Source organism: Neotabrizicola sp. VNH66 (assembly GCF_049445895.1).
Lineage (GTDB): Bacteria > Pseudomonadota > Alphaproteobacteria > Rhodobacterales > Rhodobacteraceae > Pseudogemmobacter.
Genome location: NZ_JBMSDW010000006.1, coordinates 76,345 through 97,338, shown reverse-complemented (window position 1 = coordinate 97,338; position 20,994 = coordinate 76,345). Strand labels below are relative to the sequence as shown.

Annotated in this window: 13 protein-coding genes; 6 read left to right on the top strand and 7 right to left on the bottom strand. The window is 65.9% G+C overall.

Annotated features, from left to right (window positions below):
- Positions 1-4: 4 nt before the first annotated feature.
- Positions 5-478, bottom strand: a complete 474-nt coding sequence (locus tag ACO2Q5_RS10665; RefSeq protein WP_423290761.1) for a hypothetical protein — start codon at positions 476-478, stop codon at positions 5-7.
- A gap of 225 nt (positions 479-703) precedes the next feature.
- Between ACO2Q5_RS10665 and ACO2Q5_RS10660 the strand changes: the two genes are divergently transcribed.
- Complete coding sequence (locus ACO2Q5_RS10660; protein ID WP_423290759.1) at positions 704-1,390, top strand: hypothetical protein; 687 nt, start codon at positions 704-706, stop codon at positions 1,388-1,390.
- 135 nt (positions 1,391-1,525) lie between these two features.
- Here the strand turns inward: ACO2Q5_RS10660 and ACO2Q5_RS10655 are convergent, their stop codons facing one another.
- The 4 genes from ACO2Q5_RS10655 to ACO2Q5_RS10640 all read right to left on the bottom strand — a co-directional run bounded on the left by ACO2Q5_RS10655 (position 1,526) and on the right by ACO2Q5_RS10640 (position 5,628).
- Positions 1,526-3,313 (bottom strand): phage terminase large subunit family protein, encoded by a 1,788-nt coding sequence (locus ACO2Q5_RS10655; RefSeq protein ID WP_423290757.1) that lies wholly within the window; start codon positions 3,311-3,313, stop codon positions 1,526-1,528.
- Positions 3,303-3,818 (bottom strand): DNA packaging protein, encoded by a 516-nt coding sequence (locus tag ACO2Q5_RS10650; protein WP_423290755.1) that lies wholly within the window; start codon positions 3,816-3,818, stop codon positions 3,303-3,305. The genes ACO2Q5_RS10655 and ACO2Q5_RS10650 overlap by 11 nt, the downstream gene beginning before the upstream one ends.
- A gap of 87 nt (positions 3,819-3,905) precedes the next feature.
- Positions 3,906-4,505 carry a hypothetical protein gene (locus ACO2Q5_RS10645; RefSeq protein WP_423290753.1) on the bottom strand — a complete coding sequence of 200 codons (600 nt, stop codon included), beginning with the start codon at positions 4,503-4,505 and terminating at the stop codon, positions 3,906-3,908.
- Positions 4,492-5,628: a helix-turn-helix domain-containing protein gene (locus ACO2Q5_RS10640; protein WP_423290751.1), complete on the bottom strand. Its 1,137-nt coding sequence runs from the start codon at positions 5,626-5,628 to the stop codon at positions 4,492-4,494. The genes ACO2Q5_RS10645 and ACO2Q5_RS10640 overlap by 14 nt, the downstream gene beginning before the upstream one ends.
- 41 nt (positions 5,629-5,669) lie before the next feature.
- On the opposite strand from ACO2Q5_RS10640, the gene ACO2Q5_RS10635 reads away from it, so the two are divergent.
- The 4 genes from ACO2Q5_RS10635 to ACO2Q5_RS10620 all read left to right on the top strand — a co-directional run bounded on the left by ACO2Q5_RS10635 (position 5,670) and on the right by ACO2Q5_RS10620 (position 10,680).
- Positions 5,670-6,824 carry a phosphoserine transaminase gene (locus ACO2Q5_RS10635; protein ID WP_423290749.1) on the top strand — a complete coding sequence of 385 codons (1,155 nt, stop codon included), beginning with the start codon at positions 5,670-5,672 and terminating at the stop codon, positions 6,822-6,824.
- Between the two features lie 77 nt (positions 6,825-6,901).
- Positions 6,902-8,497, top strand: coding sequence for a phosphoglycerate dehydrogenase (gene serA / locus ACO2Q5_RS10630; protein ID WP_423290747.1), 1,596 nt, complete (start codon positions 6,902-6,904; stop codon positions 8,495-8,497).
- Positions 8,498-8,669: 172 nt separating this feature from the next.
- The gene (locus tag ACO2Q5_RS10625; protein WP_423290745.1) at positions 8,670-9,419 is read left to right on the top strand and encodes a metallophosphoesterase; all 750 of its coding nucleotides are present in this window, start codon (positions 8,670-8,672) and stop codon (positions 9,417-9,419) included.
- Between the two features lie 91 nt (positions 9,420-9,510).
- Positions 9,511-10,680, top strand: coding sequence for an acetyl-CoA C-acyltransferase family protein (locus ACO2Q5_RS10620; RefSeq protein WP_423290743.1), 1,170 nt, complete (start codon positions 9,511-9,513; stop codon positions 10,678-10,680).
- 89 nt (positions 10,681-10,769) lie between these two features.
- Here ACO2Q5_RS10620 and pbpC read toward each other — a convergent pair whose 3' ends face one another.
- Entirely contained in the window at positions 10,770-12,809 is a 2,040-nt protein-coding gene (gene pbpC / locus ACO2Q5_RS10615) for a penicillin-binding protein 1C (RefSeq protein WP_423290741.1), read from the bottom strand.
- On the bottom strand, positions 12,806-18,256 hold the full coding sequence (locus ACO2Q5_RS10610) for an alpha-2-macroglobulin family protein (RefSeq protein WP_423290739.1): 5,451 nt from the start codon (positions 18,254-18,256) through the stop codon (positions 12,806-12,808). Before ACO2Q5_RS10610 ends, pbpC begins: the two co-directional genes overlap by 4 nt.
- A 177-nt stretch (positions 18,257-18,433) precedes the next feature.
- On the opposite strand from ACO2Q5_RS10610, the gene ACO2Q5_RS10605 reads away from it, so the two are divergent.
- Positions 18,434-20,980, top strand: a complete 2,547-nt coding sequence (locus ACO2Q5_RS10605) for a response regulator (RefSeq protein WP_423290737.1) — start codon at positions 18,434-18,436, stop codon at positions 20,978-20,980.
- Positions 20,981-20,994 lie beyond the last annotated feature (14 nt).

The following is a 20,994-nucleotide window of genomic DNA, read 5'->3' as shown; positions in this document are numbered from 1 at the left end:
CGGATCAGGCCCAGGATTCGCGCAGGCGGGCGTCAAAAGCGTCAAGCGCAGCCTGTGCGGCCGGGCCGCCCTGGGCCTCGATCATGGCCGTGGTGAATTGCAGCACCAACGCCTGCGCGTCCTGTTCCATCGGCATGGACAGGACCGGATCTCGTGCAGGGTCGAACACATTCGACAGACGCCCGGCTGCAAAGCCGAACCGGATGGGCGCCCCGGCGATGAAGGCGGACAACGGATCGGCGGCGGATGCCACCACGCAGGCATCGCGCGACGGGATGCCGGTCTCTTTCAGCTTCAAGGCCAGCGCCAGGCGCAGGGCATCGGAAAGCGTCCAGTCGTTCGCCACGCCCCGGCGGGCATCGGTGCGGGTGAAGAACAGGCCATCCCGTTCGCGCAAGGAGGAGAAGGTCGAGGCGGGCAGCGGGAACATGGCGCAGAACTGCGCTGTCCCGACAGTGAAGCTGTCGAGGGATGCCATGGGGCAAGTCCTTGTTGTGATGCAGGTTTTGTGGTTTTCCGGCACCAGACTAGACGCGCTTGCGCTAAGCTGTCGCGCCCATAGTTGCCTAAGGCCTACCCGCCAATACTATAACAGAACACAAGTCTTGCAGACGGGATGCAGGGCTTTGCAGCATAGCAGTTGCATCACAGCCGCGATTCGAAGTTGTAAACCCTGAAAATTCATTGGTTTAGGTGACAACAAATGATTCATGACTATGAAATATCTAAGATTGTAGGCAAAGGGGAAATCTTTGGCGACTTCGCGCAACATGATCGCGCAAAAGAGATATTGGAGAGAATATTCGAAAGGTCCACGAAACTTCCCGATGACTGCGAGTATCAAAGATCATTTATTTGGGGTGCGATTCGTCGAAACCACTCTCTTTCCTTAGCATTTCGACAGGCCATCGAATCTAAAAATGGCCAAATGTCTCTAACTCTCATTAGACTAAACCTTGATACGGTTGCGCGCTTCTACACTCTTTATTGGGCAGATGGCACTATCGGCATGGACGCTGAAAATTTTGCCAAAGAGGTATTCCTTGGAAAGCAGATAAAAGATTTTCAGTTCCAAGGCGCTCCAGGGAAGGCTCAAGATTGGTGGCTGATTAATAAAATCAAACCATTAGCCCCGTGGATCGAAAATGTCTACAAGAGCGCATCGGGCGCGATTCATTTCTCAGACTTTCACATTCGACAGGTCTTTGACCAATCTGAGAGAAGCCTTCTAGATGATGGCAGCTTATTAATGCACCACATTAGCATGAACCCGATTGATACGAGCGAAGATCCCGAAAGATTCAGAGAGCTAAAGCAGGCATTTTTGCACATTACTTTACTTCTTTCATGCGCAGCGGATCGGCGCTGTGAAATGCTTGGTGGTAACTAATTTTTGTGAGCGATTGCGCGCCGCGATTTCATGGAGAAAATCCGCGCGCTCTGGGGGTTGAAAATGCTCTGCGGCGGATCGGTGCCGCAGAAGCCGGGGGGGCCACTCGCCCAGAAACGCCCCCTTCGGCCCGAACTATCCGCGCCGCATCCACGCGCTTTCCAGAACCGGCCGGCGGGCCGATGCGACTGGTTCCGCGTGGGCCAGATCGGCGCGGCGCTGATCGGGGTTAATCGTCACCAGCGCACGGGCCGCAATGGCATAGATGACCGCGTCCAGCGCCTCGGCCCGGCGGCCGGGGATACGCTCGAAACTGCGCACCGGCTGGCCCCGTGAATAGCGCACCACGGCCCGCTCGGATGCCAGCTGTTCAAACCAGACCGGCGGCAGCGTGTCGGAAAACCGCACGGCGCTGGCCTGCGGCAGGCGCGCGAAAAGCGAAGTTTTCAGGCCGTCCACCCCGACAATCCACAAGGGCGCGCGCCCCTTGGCCTTGCCTGCCCGCTCGATCGCCGGGCGGCTTGCGCCCGGTGCCCCCTTGATCGCCACCACGCGGCGCCGGAAACGCGGGCCGCAGAAACCCATGACGTTCGGCATGGACACGCCGTCGCCCGCATCTATGGCGCAGGCATCAACGCCGATCCGCCCCCCGAGGGCATGGGGCCAGCGTGTCGTCAGCTGCGCGTCCAATGCCGCCCATGTGTCATCATCATCATACGCCCCCCAGATCACGACATGATGCAGCACTAGCATCGCGCCCGTTTCCGCCCAGCCGATAACCACAGCTTCCAGCCGGTCGCGCTGCACATCCACGCCAACCGTGATCGCGAGCACCTCGGCGGGAACCGGATCAAGGCTGATCGCCTCGGCCCGCCCGGCAAGTGCGGCCTCGTCCAGTTCCTCGCCCTCGGATCGCCAGCCCTCGGCCAGCACCGTGTTGACGAACACCTGCATCAGCGATGGATCATCCTTCGCCGCCAGGAACTCGGCTGCCAGCTTGGCCCAGCTGGCATTGGCATGGGGCGAGACAAGCGCCGTCAGTTTGAAACCGGCATGGCCCTGCACCTCGGGGCGGGTTGCGCGCCATTGCCCGGCGGCCACCATGGCGGGCTTGTGCCGCTCGGCCACCTCGGATGCGCAATGCGGGCAGCGCCAGCGGGCGGTTTCGGGCTGGCCCGCATCCCAGACTATGCCAGACCACAGGATTTCCGCGAATGCACCGCAATCGGGGCATGGCACCTCGAACACCCGCATGTCGGATGCGGCATAGAGTTTCAGCACATGCGACGTTTCTTGAAAGGTCGGGGTGCTGCCCGCGATGATCTTGCGATCCGCAAAACTCAGGGTGCGCCGCTCGGCAAGGGCGATGGGCGAGCCTTCTGCGGTCATTTCCATCGCGTCGATTTCGTCCAGCAGCAGATACCGGACATTGTGCCGGCGCAGGTTGCGCGGGCTGCGCGCGGCCACGACCTTCAAACTGCCGCCGGGAAAGCGGCGCGAAGTGAGCGTGTTGCGCTCGGCCTCGTCCCGATCATCGGCAAGCGCGGATGCCAGCACGGGAGATGCAGCAAAAGCTGGCTCCAGGTCATCGACCACAAAGCCGCGCGCATCGGCCTCGGTAGGCAGCACCATCAGGACAGGCCCCGGATCATTGCCGATGAACCCCGCAATGGTGGCCGACAGCAGCATGGAATAGCCGACCCGCACGGGCTTCAACACCGTCACCCGCTCCACCATCGGGTCGCCAATGGCATCGGCGATTCCCCTCTGGAAAGACCACAGCCGCACCGGGCCGGGCGTGGCGCTGACGCCCTCGGGCAGGATCATTTCCGCCTCGATCCATTCCGACAGCATCAACTTCGGCGGCGGCATCAGGGCGCGCAGCGCCTCGGCCCGAAGGGCGGCGATCTGGTCAAGCGGCATGATCGGCCCCCTTGTCCCCGGCCAGTTCCGCCAGCGCAGCGCGGGCTTCGCGGTCCAGCACCGCCACATCGGCGGCGGTCAGGTGCGGCAGGGCAGACCGGACGCGCGACGGCACGGCAAGGATGCGGGCCCGGACGCCGCGCAGCACATCGCCCCATTCCCGCGCGACCTCGGCCACCGGCACCAGTTCGCGCCGCAGGGCGGCATTCTTGAGGGCCTGCGCATCCGCCTGTTCCCGCGCCAGCCGGGCGCGTTCGGCGGTCAGGTTTGCCACTTCCTCCTCACCGCCTCGCCCGCTGGCCGTGCCGCGCAGATGGGCGCAATAGCCCCGCACCGTCGCGGCCATGTCCCACGCATCGCGGCCAAGGTGCTTGGCGATGCCCCGGTTTTTCAACTCCGTCAGCATCGCAGGGGAAATGCCCAGCAGTTCGCACAGGCCCGGCCCGTCGATGCGATGGACAGGATTTCCCACGCCGCCAAGGTCCAATTCCGATACGATCCGCATTTTGCCTTTCCTTTTCAGCAGCTTGTTTCAAGCCCTTGTAAAACCTTGCAAAGCCGGATGCCTCGCGCCTTCGCCACCCGTATACGGCTACCCCCCGGAAGGACCCGTGAGCGGGGCACTGGCCCATGCCTCGGGGTCAGTCAGCATCAGGGCAAGGTCACGCAAGCGATGCGCGGTTTCGGCGTCGCCGTGATGGAACCCTATCGCTGCCGCGACAGCCGCCAGCGCACCGGAAAGGATCGCCTCGCGGGGGATGCCGTCATGGTGTTCCAGATGTTCCATCGCCGCGCCCACCGTGATCGCCGATAGCCGCGCCATCGGTTCGAAATCGGGATGGGCGCCGTCGAAGATCGGCAGCGTGAGCCGATGCACGGTCCTGCCGTCCGCTGTCTCGCGCCGCTCGATCCAGCCGCCTGCGGCAAGGTTGGTCAAGGCAACCTCCATGCTCCGCACGGTCGATCCGCAAGCCTCTGCCATGCGCTCCACGGGCCAATCCGTTTCGCCCGTCACCGGGTCGATCGCCCATGTTGCGATGGTCGATCCAAGCACCTTTTCGCGCGCCCGCAGCCTCGGCCAGCGCAGAACCACGTCCAGCCAGTCGAAGTGCGAAGCCGGTGATGGCGCTCCTGCGCTGCGGTTGACGTGCCGCCCGATAAACCCGATTTGGTCGTGATCACGCTCGAACATTGCAAGCCTCCATTCTCGCTGTCGCCCATGTTGCCCAGCGGTGCGCCATCATGCTTTCAACCGCGTTGTGTTCTGTTGGGGGGTATCGGCACGGGATCTCCCACCCTCGGCCCTCGGCATCGCTGGACTTCACCCCGAGATCGACCAGCTTCGGGAAGCCCCTTCTTCTCAGCCAATCATCCCACACCCGTTCGCGGTCGCTGCCGTGATGGGCGACAGCGGCGAGGTTCAGCTGGGGCCGTTCCGGTATCCGGCTCGGCAGTTGGGTGTGTGTCGCTGGGATGCGATCTATTTTCGAAGCCCCTCCCGCAGGTGTCTGCGCATAGGCGCGCAGTTTTTGGTTCTTTCGTGGTTCACTATGAGACCCGCCACCGGTGACGCCCTTTTGTGCGGTTTCTGGCACCCTATAAGCCCCGCGAACGGGTGCCACCGATGGCACCCCTTTGGACATATCGGCACCCCGGTTATCGGTGTGACGGGCGGTGATTTCGCTGACATTCGGCGGCGCAATGGCACCCTTTGCGCTGTCTGAGGTGAAGGTGATCGAGGACGGTCGCCCCCGCCCGTTGCCCTTGCTGCGGATGATCCAGCCGCAGGCTTCCAGATCGCCAAGGGCGCGCTGGACTGTGCGCTCGGGGTCGCCGGTCGCCTCGCCTAGGGTCGCGATGAACGGGTTGCACCTGCCGTTGGCATGATTGGCGAACTCGTCAACCAGCGTCACGGCGATCAGCTTGGCGGTCTTGCTCAGGCGCGCGTCACGCTTAACTGCGCGCTTCCATCCCCAGCGGACCTTACTCCACTCGCCGCGCAGGCCATTGCCGCTTGCGACGATTGGCAGTTTCGGGGTATCGTTCGGGTGGATATTTTCCTCATCCACATCAGCCCCGGTCGCGCCCGCCAGCGCGCCGGGGTTTTCCGTTTCTCCTGTCAGGTCGCTTTCTATCCCGAACGGCTGCGAATCAGCGCAGTCGCCAAACGCCGGCGTGTCAGTTTTGTGCCAGCCGGACCCGTTTTTTCCGACTTCAAACTGCGTGATGATGCCCGATACTGCATCTTGCTGTTCGCAGAAGTCTTTGCTTCTTGCGTTTTTTTCAGGGGAAGCGTATTGCCCGGGGTGGGACACCCTTCCCCAACGAAGGGCATATATCTGTAAGGATACCAGATATGGCGAATACCGCTCCGGCTGTGCGGCCGGCAAATCCGCGCTTTTCTTCGGGCCCCTGCGCGAAGATCCCCGGTTTCTCCCTCGACATGCTGGCTGATGCGCCTCTGGGCCGCTCGCACCGTGCCGCCGTCGGCAAGGCAAAGCTGAAAGAGGCGATCGACCTCACCCGTGACATTCTGGGCGTGCCTGCGGATTACCGCATCGGCATCGTGCCCGCCTCGGACACCGGCGCCGTCGAAATGGCGCTGTGGTCGCTTCTGGGCGCCCGCCCGGTGGAAATGCTGGCCTGGGAGAGCTTTGGAGAAGGCTGGGTCACCGATGTGGTGAAGCAGCTGAAGCTGGAGGCCACCGTGAAGAAGGCCCCCTATGGCGAGATCGTCGATTTCGCCACTGTCGACTTCGACAAGGATGTGGTCTTCACCTGGAACGGCACCACCTCGGGCGTGCGGCTGCCGAATGCCGATGCCATTCCGGCGGACCGCGCCGGTCTGACCATCTGTGACGCGACCAGCGCCGCCTTTGCCATGGACATGGATTGGGCGAAACTGGATGTGGTGACCTTCAGCTGGCAGAAGGTGCTGGGCGGTGAGGGCGGCCATGGCGTCCTGATCCTCAGCCCGCGCGCGGTGGAGCGGCTGGAGACCTACACCCCCGCCTGGCCGCTGCCGAAGATCTTCCGCCTGACATCGAAGGGCAAGATCAGCGAAGGCATCTTCGTGGGCGAGACGATCAACACGCCGTCGATGCTCTGCGTCGAGGATTACCTCGTCGCGCTGAAGTGGGCCAAGTCGCTGGGCGGCCTGAAGGCGCTGATCGCGCGGTCGGAATCCAATGCCAAGACCATCGCCGATTTCATCGCGACGAAGGACTGGATCGCCAATCTGGCGGTGGATCCGGCGACGGCGTCCTGCACCAGCGTATGCCTGAAATTCACAGATCCGCGCATCACGGACGGGGCAACCTTCGCCAAGAATGTTGCAAAACGTCTGGAGAAAGAGGGCGTGGCGCTGGACGCCGGCGCCTATCGCGATGCGCCTCCGGGCCTGCGGATCTGGTGCGGCGCCACGGTGGAACAGGCTGATGTCGCGGCACTGATGCCGTGGATCGAATATGCCTTCACCGCCGAGATCGAGGCGCTGGCGAAAGCCGCCTGATCCCTGAAGCGATCTTTCCGGGGGCGCCTCGCTGCGCGCCCCCTTTCCCCGGAAAACCCAATTTACAGGAGCCTGCCATGGCCCCCCGCGTTCTCGTCTCTGACGAACTGAGTGAAACCGCCGTCCAGATCTTCCGCGACCGTGGGGTCGAGGTCGATTACATGCCGAAACTCGGCAAGGACAAGGAAAAGCTGGCCGAGATCATCGGCCAGTACGACGGCCTTGCCATCCGTTCGGCGACCAAGGTCACCGAAAAGCTGCTTCAGAACGCCACGAAGCTGAAGGTCGTGGGCCGTGCGGGCATCGGCGTGGACAATGTGGACATCCCCGCCGCGTCGAAGAACGGCGTGATCGTGATGAACACGCCCTTCGGCAATTCGGTCACCACCGCCGAACATGCGATTGCGATGATGTTCGCCGTGGCCCGGCAATTGCCGGAGGCCAGCAGCTCGACCCATGCCGGGAAGTGGGAAAAGTCCAAGTTCATGGGCGTTGAACTGTTCAACAAGACCCTTGGCGTGATCGGTGCGGGCAATATCGGCGGCATCGTCTGCGACCGCGCCGTGGGCCTGCGGATGAAAGTCGTGGCCTATGACCCCTTCCTTTCGGAAGAGCGGGCCAAGGCCATGGGTGTGCAGAAGGTGGAACTGGACGAGCTCTTGGCCCGCGCCGATTTCATCACCCTGCATGTGCCGCTGACCGACAAGACCAAGGGCATCCTGAACGCCGAGAACATCGCCAAGACCAAGAAGGGTGTCCGCATCATCAACTGCGCCCGCGGCGGTCTGGTGGATGAGGCGGCTTTGGCCGAGGCGCTGAAATCCGGTCAGGTGGCCGGCGCTGCCTTTGACGTGTTCGAAACCGAACCCGCGACGGACAGCCCCCTGTTCAACCTGCCCAATGTGGTGGTGACCCCGCACCTCGGCGCCTCGACCACCGAAGCGCAGGAAAATGTCGCGCTGCAGGTGGCCGAGCAGATGTCGGACTATCTGCTGACCGGCGCCGTGCAGAACGCGCTGAACATGCCGAACGTCACCGCCGAAGAGGCCGCCGTGATGGGCCCCTGGATCAAGCTGGCCGGCCATCTGGGCAGCTTCATCGGCCAGATGACCGAGGAGCCGATCAAGGCGATCAACATCCTTTATGACGGCCGCGTCGCCGACATGAACCTGGCCGCGTTGAATCAGGCGGTGATCGCGGGCGTGCTGAAAGCGGCGAACCCGGATGTGAACCTTGTCTCGGCGCCCATCGTGGCCAAGGAAAAGGGCATCCAGCTCTCCACCACCCGGCAGGACAAGTCGGGCGCCTTCGACGCCTATGTGAAGGTGACGATGGTGACCGACCAGCGCGAACGCTCGGTCGCGGGCACCGTCTTTTCGGACGGCAAGCCGCGGTTCATCCAGATCAAGGGCATCAATATCGACGCCGAGATCGGCCAGCACATGCTTTACACCACGAACGAGGACGTGCCGGGCATCATCGGTCTTCTGGGCATGACCATGGGCAAGAACAACGTGAATATCGCGAACTTCACGCTGGGCCGGACCTCGATCGGGCAGGATGCCATCGCCATCCTCTATCTGGATGCAGCGCTGGACCCCAAGGTGGTGGAGACGCTGGAAAACACCGGCATGTTCCAGCAGGTGAAGCCGCTGGAGTTCGACGTGGCGTGACCGCCGCGCCCGCGGAAGCGGGGGTTTCACACCCCCGCACCCCCGTGGGATATTTGAGCCAAGATGAAGGGGCTGGCCGGAGTGCGGCCCCTTTTTCATGTGCTGCGCGGCCGGATGCCGGTTGCCGCGACGCAGACCCGCGCCTACACCGGGGCGGCGACAGGAGAATGCGATGCCCCTTTATGCCATCGGCGACATTCATGGCCATCTGGCCCTGCTGACCGCCGCCCATGATCTGATCCGCCGCGATATGGACCGCCATGGCTCCGGCCCGGTCATCCATGTGGGCGATCTGGTGGACCGCGGCCCAGACAGCCGCGGCGTGGTGGAGCATTTGCGGCAGGGTATCGCCGCGGGGGAAGACTGGGTGGTGCTGAAGGGCAATCACGACCGGATGTTCAGCCGGTTTCTGCGCGATCCGCAGGAGCATGAGCCGGGCCTGCGCCCCGATCTGTCCTGGCTGCATCCGCGGTTGGGCGGGGTGGAAACGCTGGCCTCTTACGGGGTGCGGTCTGCCGGGGACCGGCCGGTGGCGCCCGTCCATGCCGATGCTTTGGCCGCGGTGCCGCCGGACCATGCGGCTTTCCTTGAGACCCGACCGACGTGGCACCGCGCGGGAGACGTGCTGTTCGTCCATGCCGGGATCCGGCCCGGCATAGATATTGCCGATCAGGCCGAGACCGATCTGGTCTGGATCCGCGACGGCTGGCTGGATGCGCCGCCGGTGCCGGGCCCGCTGATCGTGCACGGCCATACCGCCCTGCCCGCGGCGGTGCACTACGGCCATCGGGTCAATATCGACAGTTCCGCCGCCTATGGCGGGCCGCTGACCGCCGTGGCCATCGAAGGGCGCGAGGTCTTTCTGCTGACGGCCGAGGGGCGCCAGCCGCTGCCCGTGACCCCCGGTGCGCCGGTGCGGTGACGCGGTCTGACGTAACGTCAGCCTGCCCTTCACCGCCCCCGGCGCTAGACTGCCACCAAAGCCGCGCTGCGGCATCAGCCTGAGGTGAGCCATGACCGACATCTATATCCTTTCCGCCGCCCGCACCGCCATCGGCACCTTTGGCGGCGCGCTGTCGGCGCTGGCGCCCTGCGATGTGGCCACGGTGGCCGCCAAGGCCGCCCTTTCCCGTGCCGGTGTTGAGGGCGCCGAGATCGGCACCGTGGTCTTTGGCCATGTCATCAACACCGAGCCGCGCGACATGTATCTGTCCCGCGTCGCCGCCATGGCCGCGGGCGTGCCGGAGACGACGCCTGCGATGAACGTCAACCGCCTTTGTGGGTCGGGCGCGCAGGCCATCGTCTCGGCCGCGCAGGCGCTGATGCTGGGCGATGCCGAAATGGCGCTGGCGGGGGGCGTGGACTGCATGAGCAGGTCGCCCTATGCGATGACCACCGCCCGCTGGGGCCAGAAGATGGGCGACACCAAGGTCGTGGATATGATGACCGGCGCGCTGACATGCCCCTTCGGCACCGGTCATATGGGCGTGACGGCGGAAAATGTTGCCGCCCGGGACGGCATCACCCGCGAGGCACAGGATGCCTTCGCACTGGAAAGCCAGCGGCGGGCGGCAGAAGCCATCGCCCAAGGCCGCTTCCGCGACCAGATCGTCCCGGTGGAGATGGCAGGCCGCAAGGGCACTGTGGTCTTTGACACCGATGAGCATCCAAAGGCCACCACGGCCGAGGCTTTGGCCAAGCTGAAACCGGCCTTCCAGAAGGACGGGACGGTGACCGCCGGGAATGCCTCGGGCCTGAATGACGGGGCGGCGGCGCTGGTCCTGGCGCGGGGCGATGCGCTGGCGGGCCGCACGCCGCGGGCGCGGATCATGGGCTATGCGGTGGCGGGTGTGGATCCGAAGATCATGGGCATCGGCCCGATCCCGGCGGTGCAGGCGCTCTGCGCCAAGCTGGGGGTCAGCCCGCAAAGCTTTGATGTCGTTGAATCGAACGAGGCTTTTGCCGCGCAGGCGCTGGCGGTGACCCGCGCGCTGGATCTGGACCCGGCCAAGGTGAACCCGAACGGCGGGGCCATCGCGCTTGGCCATCCGATCGGCGGAACCGGTGCCATCATCACGACGAAGGCGCTGTATGAGCTGGAGCGGACCGGCGGCAAGACCGCGCTGGTGACCATGTGCATCGGCGGCGGTCAGGGCATCGCGCTGGCCATCGAACGGGTGTAATCCCCGCAACCTCCCTCGTCGATGCCCTTCGGGCAAGCCTCGGGGGAGGCATCTTAGAAGTGCCCGCAGGGCATTGACGAGCCTGCGTTCTACCAGACCCTTACGCGTGACCGGGCGGAGCGGCCCTCGGCGTCGATCACCACCACGGTGACAAAACCCGTCCCGTTCAGGGACAGAAGCGTTTCGCGGTCGGATGAGGCGGTGGCCGCGGGCGTCCCGTCCACCATCCAGGTGAACGGGGCTTTCCCCCCCTCAACCTTGACCTTCAGGCCCCGTGCCAGCAGCTCCACCTCGGCCCCGTCCGGCGGAAAGACCACGGCGGGTGCATTTTCGGCCACGAAGGCGCCGTTGCGCGGACGGAACCGCTGCAAGGGCTGCGGCAATTGCGCGTTGGAGACAAGCAGCGTGGCCGCAGGCGCGGGCGGCTGCGGGTCCAGCCGCAGCTTCAGCCGGCTGAAGGCCTGAAACAGCACCGGCGCGGCCACCTCGGCCCCGAAGGCGCCGGGTACCGGTGTGCCGTCGGCCCGGCCCATCCAGACCCCGATCACATGCGCCCCGTCATAGCCGATGGCCCAGGCGTCGCGGTGACCGTAGCTGGTGCCGGTCTTGTAGGCCAGCCGGTTTTGCGGCGCGCCCGGTGGCGGGGCCAGCCCGGCCAGAATGTCGCCCACCTGCCAGGCCGCCACGGCGGAGATCAGGCGCTGCCCCTCCGCCCGGTCGCCCTCCATCCGCCAGGTCAGCGGAAGGGCCACCCCGCCACGGGCCAGCGCGGCGTAAAGCTGCACCATGTCCTGCAACGTCACCCCTACCCCGCCAAGTGCCACGGCCAGTCCCGGCTGATCGCCCGGCAGGGCATAGCGCATGCCACCCTTGCCCATGGCCGACAGCAGTTTCGCCGGGCCAAGCGCATCGGTCAGCGCCACGACGGGGATGTTCAGCGACAGTTGCAGCGCCTCACGCACACGGATTTCGCCGCGATACTGCCGGTCGAAATTCTGCGGCGCATAGGTGCCGAAGGTCATCGGCCGGTCATCCACCAGCGTCTCGGGATGGGCGAGGCCCTGATCAAAGGCCAAGCCATAGACCAGAGGTTTCAGCGTCGACCCGGGGCTGCGCAGCGCCGTGGTCATGTCGACGAATCCCTGCCGGGCATCAGCCTTGAAGCCCGCGGAACCCACCGAGGCGAGAATCTCGCCCGAGCGGTGATCGGCCACCACCATGGCAATCTGCAGCTGGTTCCCCTTGCCGGTCACCGCCTGCACGGCAAGCTCTTCCAGCTTTTTCTGCAGCGAAAGGTCGATGGTCAAATGATGTTCGCGGGCCGCCGGATCTTCGGCCCGGGCGCGGTCGGCCAGATGCGGGGCATGGGCGGGAAAGGGCTTGCGCACCCCGGGCACCGGCTCGCGCAGGGCGGCTGTGGCTTCCTCCGGCTCCAGAAGATCAAAGGTCACCGCGCGGGCCAGCACCCGGTCGCGCGCGGCCTCGGCCCGGTCGGCGGCCCGGTCGGGGCGGCGGCTTTCCGGCGATTGCGGGATCGCCACCAGAAGCGCCGCCTCCGCCGGGGTCAGGCGCAAAGGCTCCTTGCCGAAATAGGACAGGCTGGCCGCCCGCACCCCTTCCAGATTGCCGCCAAAGGGCGCCAGCAGCAGATAAAGCGACAGGATCTGATCCTTGGTCAGCTCCCGCTCCAGCTTCAGCGCGACACGCATCTGCCGCAGCTTGCCGCCCATCTGGCCGGTGGTGCCATCCTCCAGCAGCCGCGCCACCTGCATCGTCAGCGTGGACCCGCCCGAGACGACGCGCCCGTTCCACAAAGCCTGCGCCACCGCGCGGGCCATGGCCTGCAGGTCCACGCCGCCGTGGTCGTAGAACCGCCGGTCCTCATAGGTCAGCAGCATGGCGATATAGCGCGGATCGACATCGGCCAGATCGGCCTGCAGCCGCCAGCGCCCGTCTGCCACCGTATAGGCGCGGACCAGCGCGCCATTGCGATCCGTCACCTCGACCGAGGTTTCCAGCACCAGGGATGGCAGCGCCGTGGCGTCGATCCAGTCATCGAACCGGTCGCGCCCGGCGGCGGCGAGGATGAGCCCCGCCGCCAGCCCGAAGATCCAGCGCGCGCGCATCACTTGCCGGCGATCGTCACCGTGCCCACGTCGCTGCGGGCGCGGAAGTCAGGGCGATACATATCCTCGACCGAGGCCGCGGGGTGGTGGAACGTCCCCGGCGACACCGCCCGCACGATATAGGCCAGCCGGAAGCTCTGGTCCGAGGTCCAGTCGACCGCCGTCAGGAATCGGTCCTGCCGGAATTCGGAATGGCGCACGTCCTGCAAGGCATCCAGCCAACCCAGCTGCGAGGTGGAGCCGCCGGAAATCAGGTTCGGGTTGTCGATCTCGAACCCGGCGGGCAGCGGATCGGCCACCATCAGCCGCCCTTCGGAATAAGCGAAGGGCGTCACCTCCACCACCGTGACCAGCCGGTCGCCGACCTTCACCCCCTCCAGCGTCACCGGCTCACCGTCCAGCGTGTAATAGCTGCGGGTGATCGCATAGCCGTTGCCGCCCGCGGGTTCCGGTTCGGCCGGAACGCCGTAGGTGGTGACGGTGATCGTGGTATCCGCGCCCTCGTTGGTCACCACCACCGGCGCGGCGCCGTCGGTCAGCACCTTGACCAGCGGGCCATCGGCGGGCTGGCCGTCGATCAACACGCCCGCGGTATCGGGCCGGTCAATCAGCGCATTGGTCGCCATCAGCGCCCATGTCGCCTCTTGGGTGGAGAGATGCGCGCCCTGACGGGACACCCGATCGGTCAGTTCCTCGCGGTCCACCGCCGTGGAACCCGCCTCCACCGCCAGCGCCAACAGCGCCGCAGCATCGCGGTAGGTCGTGCCATAATCGGCGCGCCACAGCTGTTCCTTCTCGGTCGCGGGCAGTGCGTTCAGCTTCGCCCCAGCCTTACGGAACATCGCATCGGCCCGGGTCTGATCGCCGTAGGAGGCCAGCGCCGCGCCCAGTTGCGCCTGCGCCAAGGGCGTGGCGAAGTCGTCGCCCTTCACATCGGCGTAATAGCGCAGATCGCCGATGGCCGCCGCCCCCTCGCGGGCCAGCACCATCAGCGCATAGGCCAGCGCCGTGCCGCCGCCATTGGTGCCCGCGTCGAAATCCGGCGCGTAGTTCACCTGATTGCGCAGGTTCGACAAAGCGTTGCGGAAGGCCAGATCCGGCACCGCATAACCCTGCGCCCGGGCGCGGGACAGGAAGTCGGTCACATAGGCATCCAGCCACATGTCGCCCGAACCGGGGGACCACAGGCCAAAGCCGCCTTCGCTGCCCTGATTGGTCAGAATCTCGGCCACGGCCTGGTCGATCCGGGTCTGGATATTCTCCGCGCCCTTCAGGTCCATCACCCGCGCCACCTCATCGAAATAGAGAAGCGGCAGCGCGACCGAAGTCATCTGTTCCGTGCAGCCATAGGGATAGCGGTCCAGCGAGGCGAGGAGCCCCGGCGCGTTCAGCCGCGCAATCGGGCCAATCGCCATGACCGATTTGCCCGAACCGGGAATCATATCCGCGAATACCGCCTGATCGAAGGTGAAGCTTTGCCCCTTCTTCAGGTCCAGACGGCTGACCTTGGCGATTTCCGGATCGTTCACCTGCACCGGCAGGGTCAGCACCTTTTCCAGCGCCTTGCCGTCGGGCGTGGTCAGCGTGACCTTCACCTGATGAATGCCGGGGCTGCCTGCGGTCAGCGGCACTTCGACCACCTGCTTGCCCTTTTCGGCCAAGGTGACCTCCACCGGGACGGGGCCAAGGGTCACGCCCTCACCCGCAACGGCCAGCGCCATCTTGCCCGCCGGGCCGGTGGCATGGACGATCTCCAACAGCACCCGGCTTTCATCCCCCGGCGCCATGAAGCGCGGCAGGCTGGCCGTCACCACCACCGGATCGCGCACCAGCACATCTGCGCTGGCCTGCCCGACGCCGGTCTTCGACCATGCAATCGCCATGACCTTCACAGTGCCGTTGAAGGCCGGCAGGTCAAAGCTGGTGCGGGCATAGCCGTCTTCGCCCACGGGCAGAGGGCCGGTGAAATAGGCCACCAGCTCCTCTGTGGGGGGCGGCGCCTGCAACCGCGCCTGTGCCCCCGCATCCCCGCCAGAGCGGACCTCGCCCGTGGCGCCGTTCAGCCCGTCGATCAGCCGGCCATAGACATCGCGGATGCCCACGCCCAGCTTGCGCTGGCCGAAGTAATAACCCTGCGGATCGGGGGCCTTGAACCCGGTCAGGTTCAGGATGCCCTGATCCACCGCGGCGATGGTGACATAGGCCGTCTCACCCGGCTGAACACCCTCCACCTTCACCGCCACGTCCAGCGGTGCACGGGGCGCCGACTCGACCGCCATCTCGACCGTCGCGGTCAGCGCCCGCTTGCCGGGCGCGATGCTGGCATAAGACAGGCCAAGCGCCCGCGCCGGGTTGCGGCCCGCCGCCACATCCATTGGCCGCAGAACCGAGGCGGTGACATAGACGCCCGCGCCCCAATCGTCGGTGACGGTCAGCGGGATCAGGTTCTCGCCCTCCTTCACCTCGACCGCCTGCATATGCACCAGCCGGTTCGACAGCACCGTGATCAGCGCCGTGCCCGCCGCCCGCGGCACGATCCGCAGCTGCGCGGTTTCACCCGGCGCATAGGCGGGCTTGTCCAGCGTCAGTTCCAGCGTGTCCGGCGTGGCCGAAACATCGGCGGGCGCATACCAGCCCGCCCAGAACGTGGTCGAGGTTTCGGCCCGGCCGCCCGCATCCGTGCGGGTCACCGCCAGCTCATACTGGCCCCAGTCCACCCGGCCCGTCACCTGCACAGGGTCCGTGCCCAGTGTCGCCGTGCCTTCGGCCACCGGGGAACGATAGGTCACCGGCTCCCAATACCAGTTGCCATAGTTTTGATACCATTGGTAATCCGTCTCAACCCGGGTCAGGGTCCACTTCACGTCCATCGGCGCAGGCGCCAGATCCGGGCCGATGCCCAGCACCTCGAAGCTGACATCCTGCCCTTCGCCGGCCACGCCGTCGAACAGCGGCTTAACCCCGATCATCGCCGCCGCGGGCACCACATCACGGGTGATCCGGCGTTCCACCGGCCGGCCCGAGCCTTCGGCCACGCGGACAGTGAAGGTCGCCTGCAGCGGACGGCCCGGGTCTTCGGTCTGCGGCAGGGCCGCGTCGAGATAGGCCGTGCCATCCTCCAATGTCTCGGCCGCGGGCAGCGTCTCGAACAGGGTGGAGAACGGGCGGTCGCTGCGCCCGAAGACATAGCCCGGGAACTGCGGCAGACCGGTGGCCGCGCGGAGCGAGACCTCGCCCTCGACCGCCAGCCCGGCCCCCGGGGCGCCGAACAGGTATTTCGCCGAAACGGTCAGCGGCACCACCGGCGTGGCGAGCGAGACCGGCGCCTCATCGGCGGCAATGGTGAAGTCGATCCGTTCGGGCAGGAAATCTTCGACGAGGAAGGTGGTCTGCGCCAGCGGGGCCGCATCGGCATCGGCCAGAATGGCCAGCGTCCAGACGCCACGCGGCGCGCTGCCCGCCACCGGCAGGGCAAAGACATGGCCCCCCGCCCCGCCGTCCTGCACCAGCTGGCGGGAATATTCCACGCCGTCCGGGCGGTTCAGCACGGCGGTCAGCGGCAGGCCTTCCACCGCCTCGGTCTGCGGATCGCGGGCCAGCGCGGTGGCATAGACCGTTTCGCCCGCACGATAGGCGCCGCGGTCCGTGGTCAGGAACACATCCACCGGCGGCGCGGCCTCGCGCCCTTCGACCCCGCGGTCAGACAAATCGAACTCCGGATCAGTCAGCGACAGGAAGGTCAGATCGGTCTCGCCGTCCCGCACCACGACCATGCCCGGCGCCGAAGAGCCGGTGCCGCGCACCAGCCCGGCGTCAAAGCGCGCATAGCCCTGATCGTCGGTCGTCGCCGTTCCCAGCACCGCGTTCCCACGGCTGAGGAGATCGACCGTAGCGCCCGGTTTGGCGCCCGCGGTGCCAAGGCTGCGCACGAAGACATGCAGCCCGTCCACCCCGGTCATCGTGGTGACGCCAAGGTCTGAGACGACGAACCACTGCCAGCCCGGCCCGATGGTATAGGGGTCGACGCCCGGCACGCTGGCCTTCAGCGCATAGATGCCCGCGGGGCGGCCTGCCAGCGCCTCACCCATCGGCAGGCGGGTGGTCACGTCGCGGTTCACCTCTTGTGTGACGGTGGCGGTGCCGGTCCAGACCTCCTGCCCGATCTCATCGGAGAAGGTGTATTCGTCATAGGTATAGATTGGGCGGCCGAAATAGCTGCTCTGGATGGCCCGCAACAGATTGCGGTCCGTGACCTGATAGAGCACCAGATCCAGCTTTTCGGTGTTCACCGTCTCCACCGGCAGCGCCGCATCGTCGGACTTCGGCAGCACATAGCCGCGGCCGGGGAATTTAACGCCGGGATTGCGGTCGCGCACGTAAAGCGTCAGCTCCACATCCTTGGCCAGCGTCTGGCCATCCGCCGCGGGCAGCCCCTCGCGGAAGGTGACGGTATAGCGCTGGCCATGGGTGACGCCGGTCACGCACAGCTCGCGGTAGCCCCCCGCCTCGACCGCCATGCCGGTATCGGGAAGCTTGACGTAATCGCCGTAATCCACGCCCGAGGTCACCAGATCCTCGGTGAAGGAGGCGCAGATCCGCGGGCGGGCCAGATCGGCTTCCACCCGGTTCTCGGCCATGCGGAAGCCGTATTTGCCGATGGCATCGTCCAGCAGCGCCGCCGTGTCGTCCCGCGGCTGCAGCGACTGCGCCAGACGCAGCGCCTGCACCATGTCACGCCCGCGGCCGATCACCTCCAGCGTCTGCGCCATCTGCACAAGGATGGTGTGGCGCTGCGCGGCACTGTCGGCGCGCAGATAGGCGTTGACCGCGGCATAGAAGGCGCGGCTCTGATACCACCACTTGTCCGAGACGCTCTCGGCCGCGCGGGCCGCACGCCGGGAATATTCCAGCCACAGATCCGCCGAATCGTCGCGGTTCAGGGCCGCCCCGGTGAAGGCCGTGGCCATCACCCAATCGCCGTTCGCTTCATTCTCAGCCGCGGCTTGCAGATGTTCTTCCGCGCTCCACGGGCCGGTCGTATGGGTGCGGCCCAGCGTCTGCGCCATGTCCAGAGCCGAGGAAATGTCCCAGTCCGGCACGAAGGTCAGTTCCGGCCGCCGGGTTGCGGCGCGCATCACCGCCGCGGGATCGGCCGCCACGACCATGGCCGATTGCGCGCCTTGAAACGCCGTGGGCTGGCCGGGGTCAGCCTTGAGGAAACAGCTGCCGTTGCGGGTGTTGAACGTATAGGCCTCGCACCGCGTGTTGGTCAGGCAGGCCCGCTCGCAGGCATCCTGCGTGGTGTCGAAGATTGAAGAGATATCGCCGCCCGGAAAATCCGAATCGACCGTCACGATGGTGCGTTTCTGCGGAATCAGATCCTGTCCGGCGGCCAGCGTCGGAATGGCGAAAAGCAGCGCCGCGGCGGCGGCTCTGGCAAAACGGCGCATCGGAAATCCCTCCTGTTATGGCGCAACTCTGGCACGCCGCCCCGGCGGGGGGCAAGCGCAACGAGGAGCGGTTTGCGTTAAGTCTTGGTTCACCGGAAGCGGCGAAGGTAGTCGCGAAATCCGGACGTCGGCCCCTTTCCGCCGTCACCGGGCACGGCAGGATGTCGGCTGGGATACATGGACCTGACGGAAAGACTGGCAAAGGAACGGCGGGCACGGCTGGCGGCGGAACGCCTGCTGGAACAGCGCACGCGTGAGCTTTTCACCGCCAATGAAAAGCTTGCGCTGCATGCCCGCTCCCTGTCCGAACAGATCGTCGAACAGCGCGAGGTGGTGCGCACCGCCCAGCATGAGGCGGCCAGTCTGAAAGGCCAGAACAGCCGGGTTCTGGACGCGCTGGACCGCGCCAACACCCAGGCCGTCATGGCAGAGCGGCGGCTTTGGGATTCGATCGACACGATCCGCGACGGCTTTGCCGTCTTCGACAGCAAGCTTGCTCTCGTCTCGGCCAACCGCTCCTGGCTGGACGGGTTCGGCCGCACGGGAATGCCCCCGGGCCTGTCCTACGGCACCCTGTTGCACATGCTGGTCGACCGGCAACTGGTGCAGACCGGCAGTCTTGACGGCCCAGACTGGATCGCCCGCATGATCGGCCGGCTGGACGGCGACCCCATCCCGTCCGAGACGCTGGAATTCACCTCGGGCGCATGGGTGCGCCTGGTGGAGCGGCGCACGCAGGGCGGCGATCTGGTCAGCCTTGCCATCGACATCACCGAACAGATGCGCATCTGGGCCGCGATTGAGGCGCTGCCCGATGCCTTTGTCCTTTTCGACAGGGAGGAACGGCTCTTGGCCTTCAACCAACGCTATCGCGACATGTTCCCGGACAGCGCTGCCGGCATGGTGCCCGGCATCAGTTTCGAACAGCTCCTGCGCGACGGGCTGAACCGGGGTCATGTGCCCGAGGCGCAGGGGCGCGAGGAAGAATGGCTGGCCGAACGGCTGGCCCAGATGCGCGCGGCAAAGGGCCACAGCATCTGCCAGCTGTCGGACGGCCGCTGGATCATGGAGCAGGAACATGCCACGCCGGACGGCGGCCGCGTGGGCCTGCGCAGCGACATCACCCAATTGCGCGAACAGCAGGCCGCACTGGATGCCGCCCGCCGCGCGGCTGAGGCGGCAAGCCGGGCGAAATCGGCTTTTCTCGCGAATATGAGCCATGAGATCCGCACGCCCCTGAACGGCGTGGTCGGCATGGCAGAGCTGTTGTGCGACACCAGCCTGACCGATGAACAACGGCTGTTCGCCGACACCATCCGCTCGTCCGGAGAGGCGTTGCTGGTCATCATCAACGACATTCTGGACTATTCGAAGCTGGAGGCAGAGCGCGTCACCCTGCGCCCGGAACCCTTTGATCTGGAACGCACGATCCATGAGGTGACCATGCTTCTGCAGCCGCAGGCACGTGCCAAGGGAATCGACCTGACCATCGACTACGACGTGTTCCTGCCCACGCTTTTCGTGGGCGATCCGGGGCGGCTCAGGCAGGTGCTGACCAACCTGATCGGCAATGCGGTGAAATTCACCGATCAGGGCCATGTGCTGACCCGCGTCGTGGGGATGGAGGTGGAGGATGGCCGCCAGCAGCTGCATGTGACGGTGGAAGACACCGGCATCGGCATCGCGCCCGAACACCTTGACCACATCTTTGGCGAGTTCAATCAGGTCGAGGAGGAGCGGAACCGCAAATATGAGGGCACCGGCCTTGGCCTTGCCATCACCCGCCGCCTGATCGAGCGGATGGGCGGCGCGGTCTGGGTGGACAGCGACAAGGGCACCGGCTCGGTCTTCGGCTTCCGGCTGACGCTGCAACCCGGGGAACCCGCAGCCCCGGCGCAGCCGCCCGCCGCCTTCCGCCGCGCTTTGGTGGTGGATGACCGCTTCATCAACCGCACCATTCTGGAACGCCAGCTGGTTCCCTGCGGTGTGGAGGTGGTGCAGTGCCGCTCCGGCGCGGAGGCGCTGGCGCTGCTGGACCGCGATCCCGGCATTGATCTGGTGCTGACAGATCATGAGATGCCGGAAATGGACGGAGTTACTCTCGCCGTGCGAATGCGGGCGGCAGGGTTCACCATGCCGGTGGTGCTGCTTTCGGCCCATCCCGCCGCCGCGCGGGAGCGGGAGGGTGCAGCGGCGCTGGATGCGATCCTGCAGAAACCCGCTTTGCGGGCCGAGCTTTACCGCCGCCTGCGGGCACTGACCGCCGAGCCGGAGGCCGAGGCACCCGTCGCCGCCGTCACGGCCGGGCCGCCGCGGCGGATGCGGGTTCTGGCAGCCGAAGACAACAAGACCAACCAGCTGGTGTTCCAGAAGATGGTGCGCGGGCTGGAGATCGACCTCCGCTTCGCGGCCAACGGGCGCGCGGCGGTCGAGGAATGGCACAGCTTCCGCCCCGATCTGGTGTTCATGGACATCTCCATGCCCGAGATGGACGGGAAGGAGGCCGCCGCCGCCATCCGCAAGGCGGAAACGGCCGGGGCGCATGTCCCGATCATCGCGCTGACCGCCCATGCCATGGACGGCGATGGCGAGGCGATCCTGGCGGCCGGGATCGACCGCTATCTGACCAAGCCGCTGCGGCGGGGAGAGATCCTGGCCGCGCTGGCCGAACATTGCCCCGAAGGTGCCCTGCCCGTGACCGCCGCTGCCGAGGATGCGGCATGAAAGCTTGCGCCGCG

Excerpts from the sequence above, each read along its gene's own strand:
- ACO2Q5_RS10645 (WP_423290753.1), bottom strand. The coding sequence starts at position 4,505 with ATGTTCGAGCGTGATCACGACCAAATCGGGTTTATCGGGCGGCACGTC.
- ACO2Q5_RS10665 (WP_423290761.1), bottom strand. The coding sequence starts at position 478 with ATGGCATCCCTCGACAGCTTCACTGTCGGGACAGCGCAGTTCTGCGCC.
- ACO2Q5_RS10625 (WP_423290745.1), top strand. The coding sequence starts at position 8,670 with ATGCCCCTTTATGCCATCGGCGACATTCATGGCCATCTGGCCCTGCTG.
- ACO2Q5_RS10610 (WP_423290739.1), bottom strand. The coding sequence starts at position 18,256 with ATGCGCCGTTTTGCCAGAGCCGCCGCCGCGGCGCTGCTTTTCGCCATT.
- ACO2Q5_RS10620 (WP_423290743.1), top strand. The coding sequence starts at position 9,511 with ATGACCGACATCTATATCCTTTCCGCCGCCCGCACCGCCATCGGCACC.
- ACO2Q5_RS10650 (WP_423290755.1), bottom strand. The coding sequence starts at position 3,818 with ATGCGGATCGTATCGGAATTGGACCTTGGCGGCGTGGGAAATCCTGTC.
- ACO2Q5_RS10605 (WP_423290737.1), top strand. The coding sequence starts at position 18,434 with ATGGACCTGACGGAAAGACTGGCAAAGGAACGGCGGGCACGGCTGGCG.
- ACO2Q5_RS10660 (WP_423290759.1), top strand. The coding sequence starts at position 704 with ATGATTCATGACTATGAAATATCTAAGATTGTAGGCAAAGGGGAAATC.
- serA (WP_423290747.1), top strand. The coding sequence starts at position 6,902 with ATGGCCCCCCGCGTTCTCGTCTCTGACGAACTGAGTGAAACCGCCGTC.
- ACO2Q5_RS10635 (WP_423290749.1), top strand. The coding sequence starts at position 5,670 with ATGGCGAATACCGCTCCGGCTGTGCGGCCGGCAAATCCGCGCTTTTCT.
- ACO2Q5_RS10655 (WP_423290757.1), bottom strand. The coding sequence starts at position 3,313 with ATGCCGCTTGACCAGATCGCCGCCCTTCGGGCCGAGGCGCTGCGCGCC.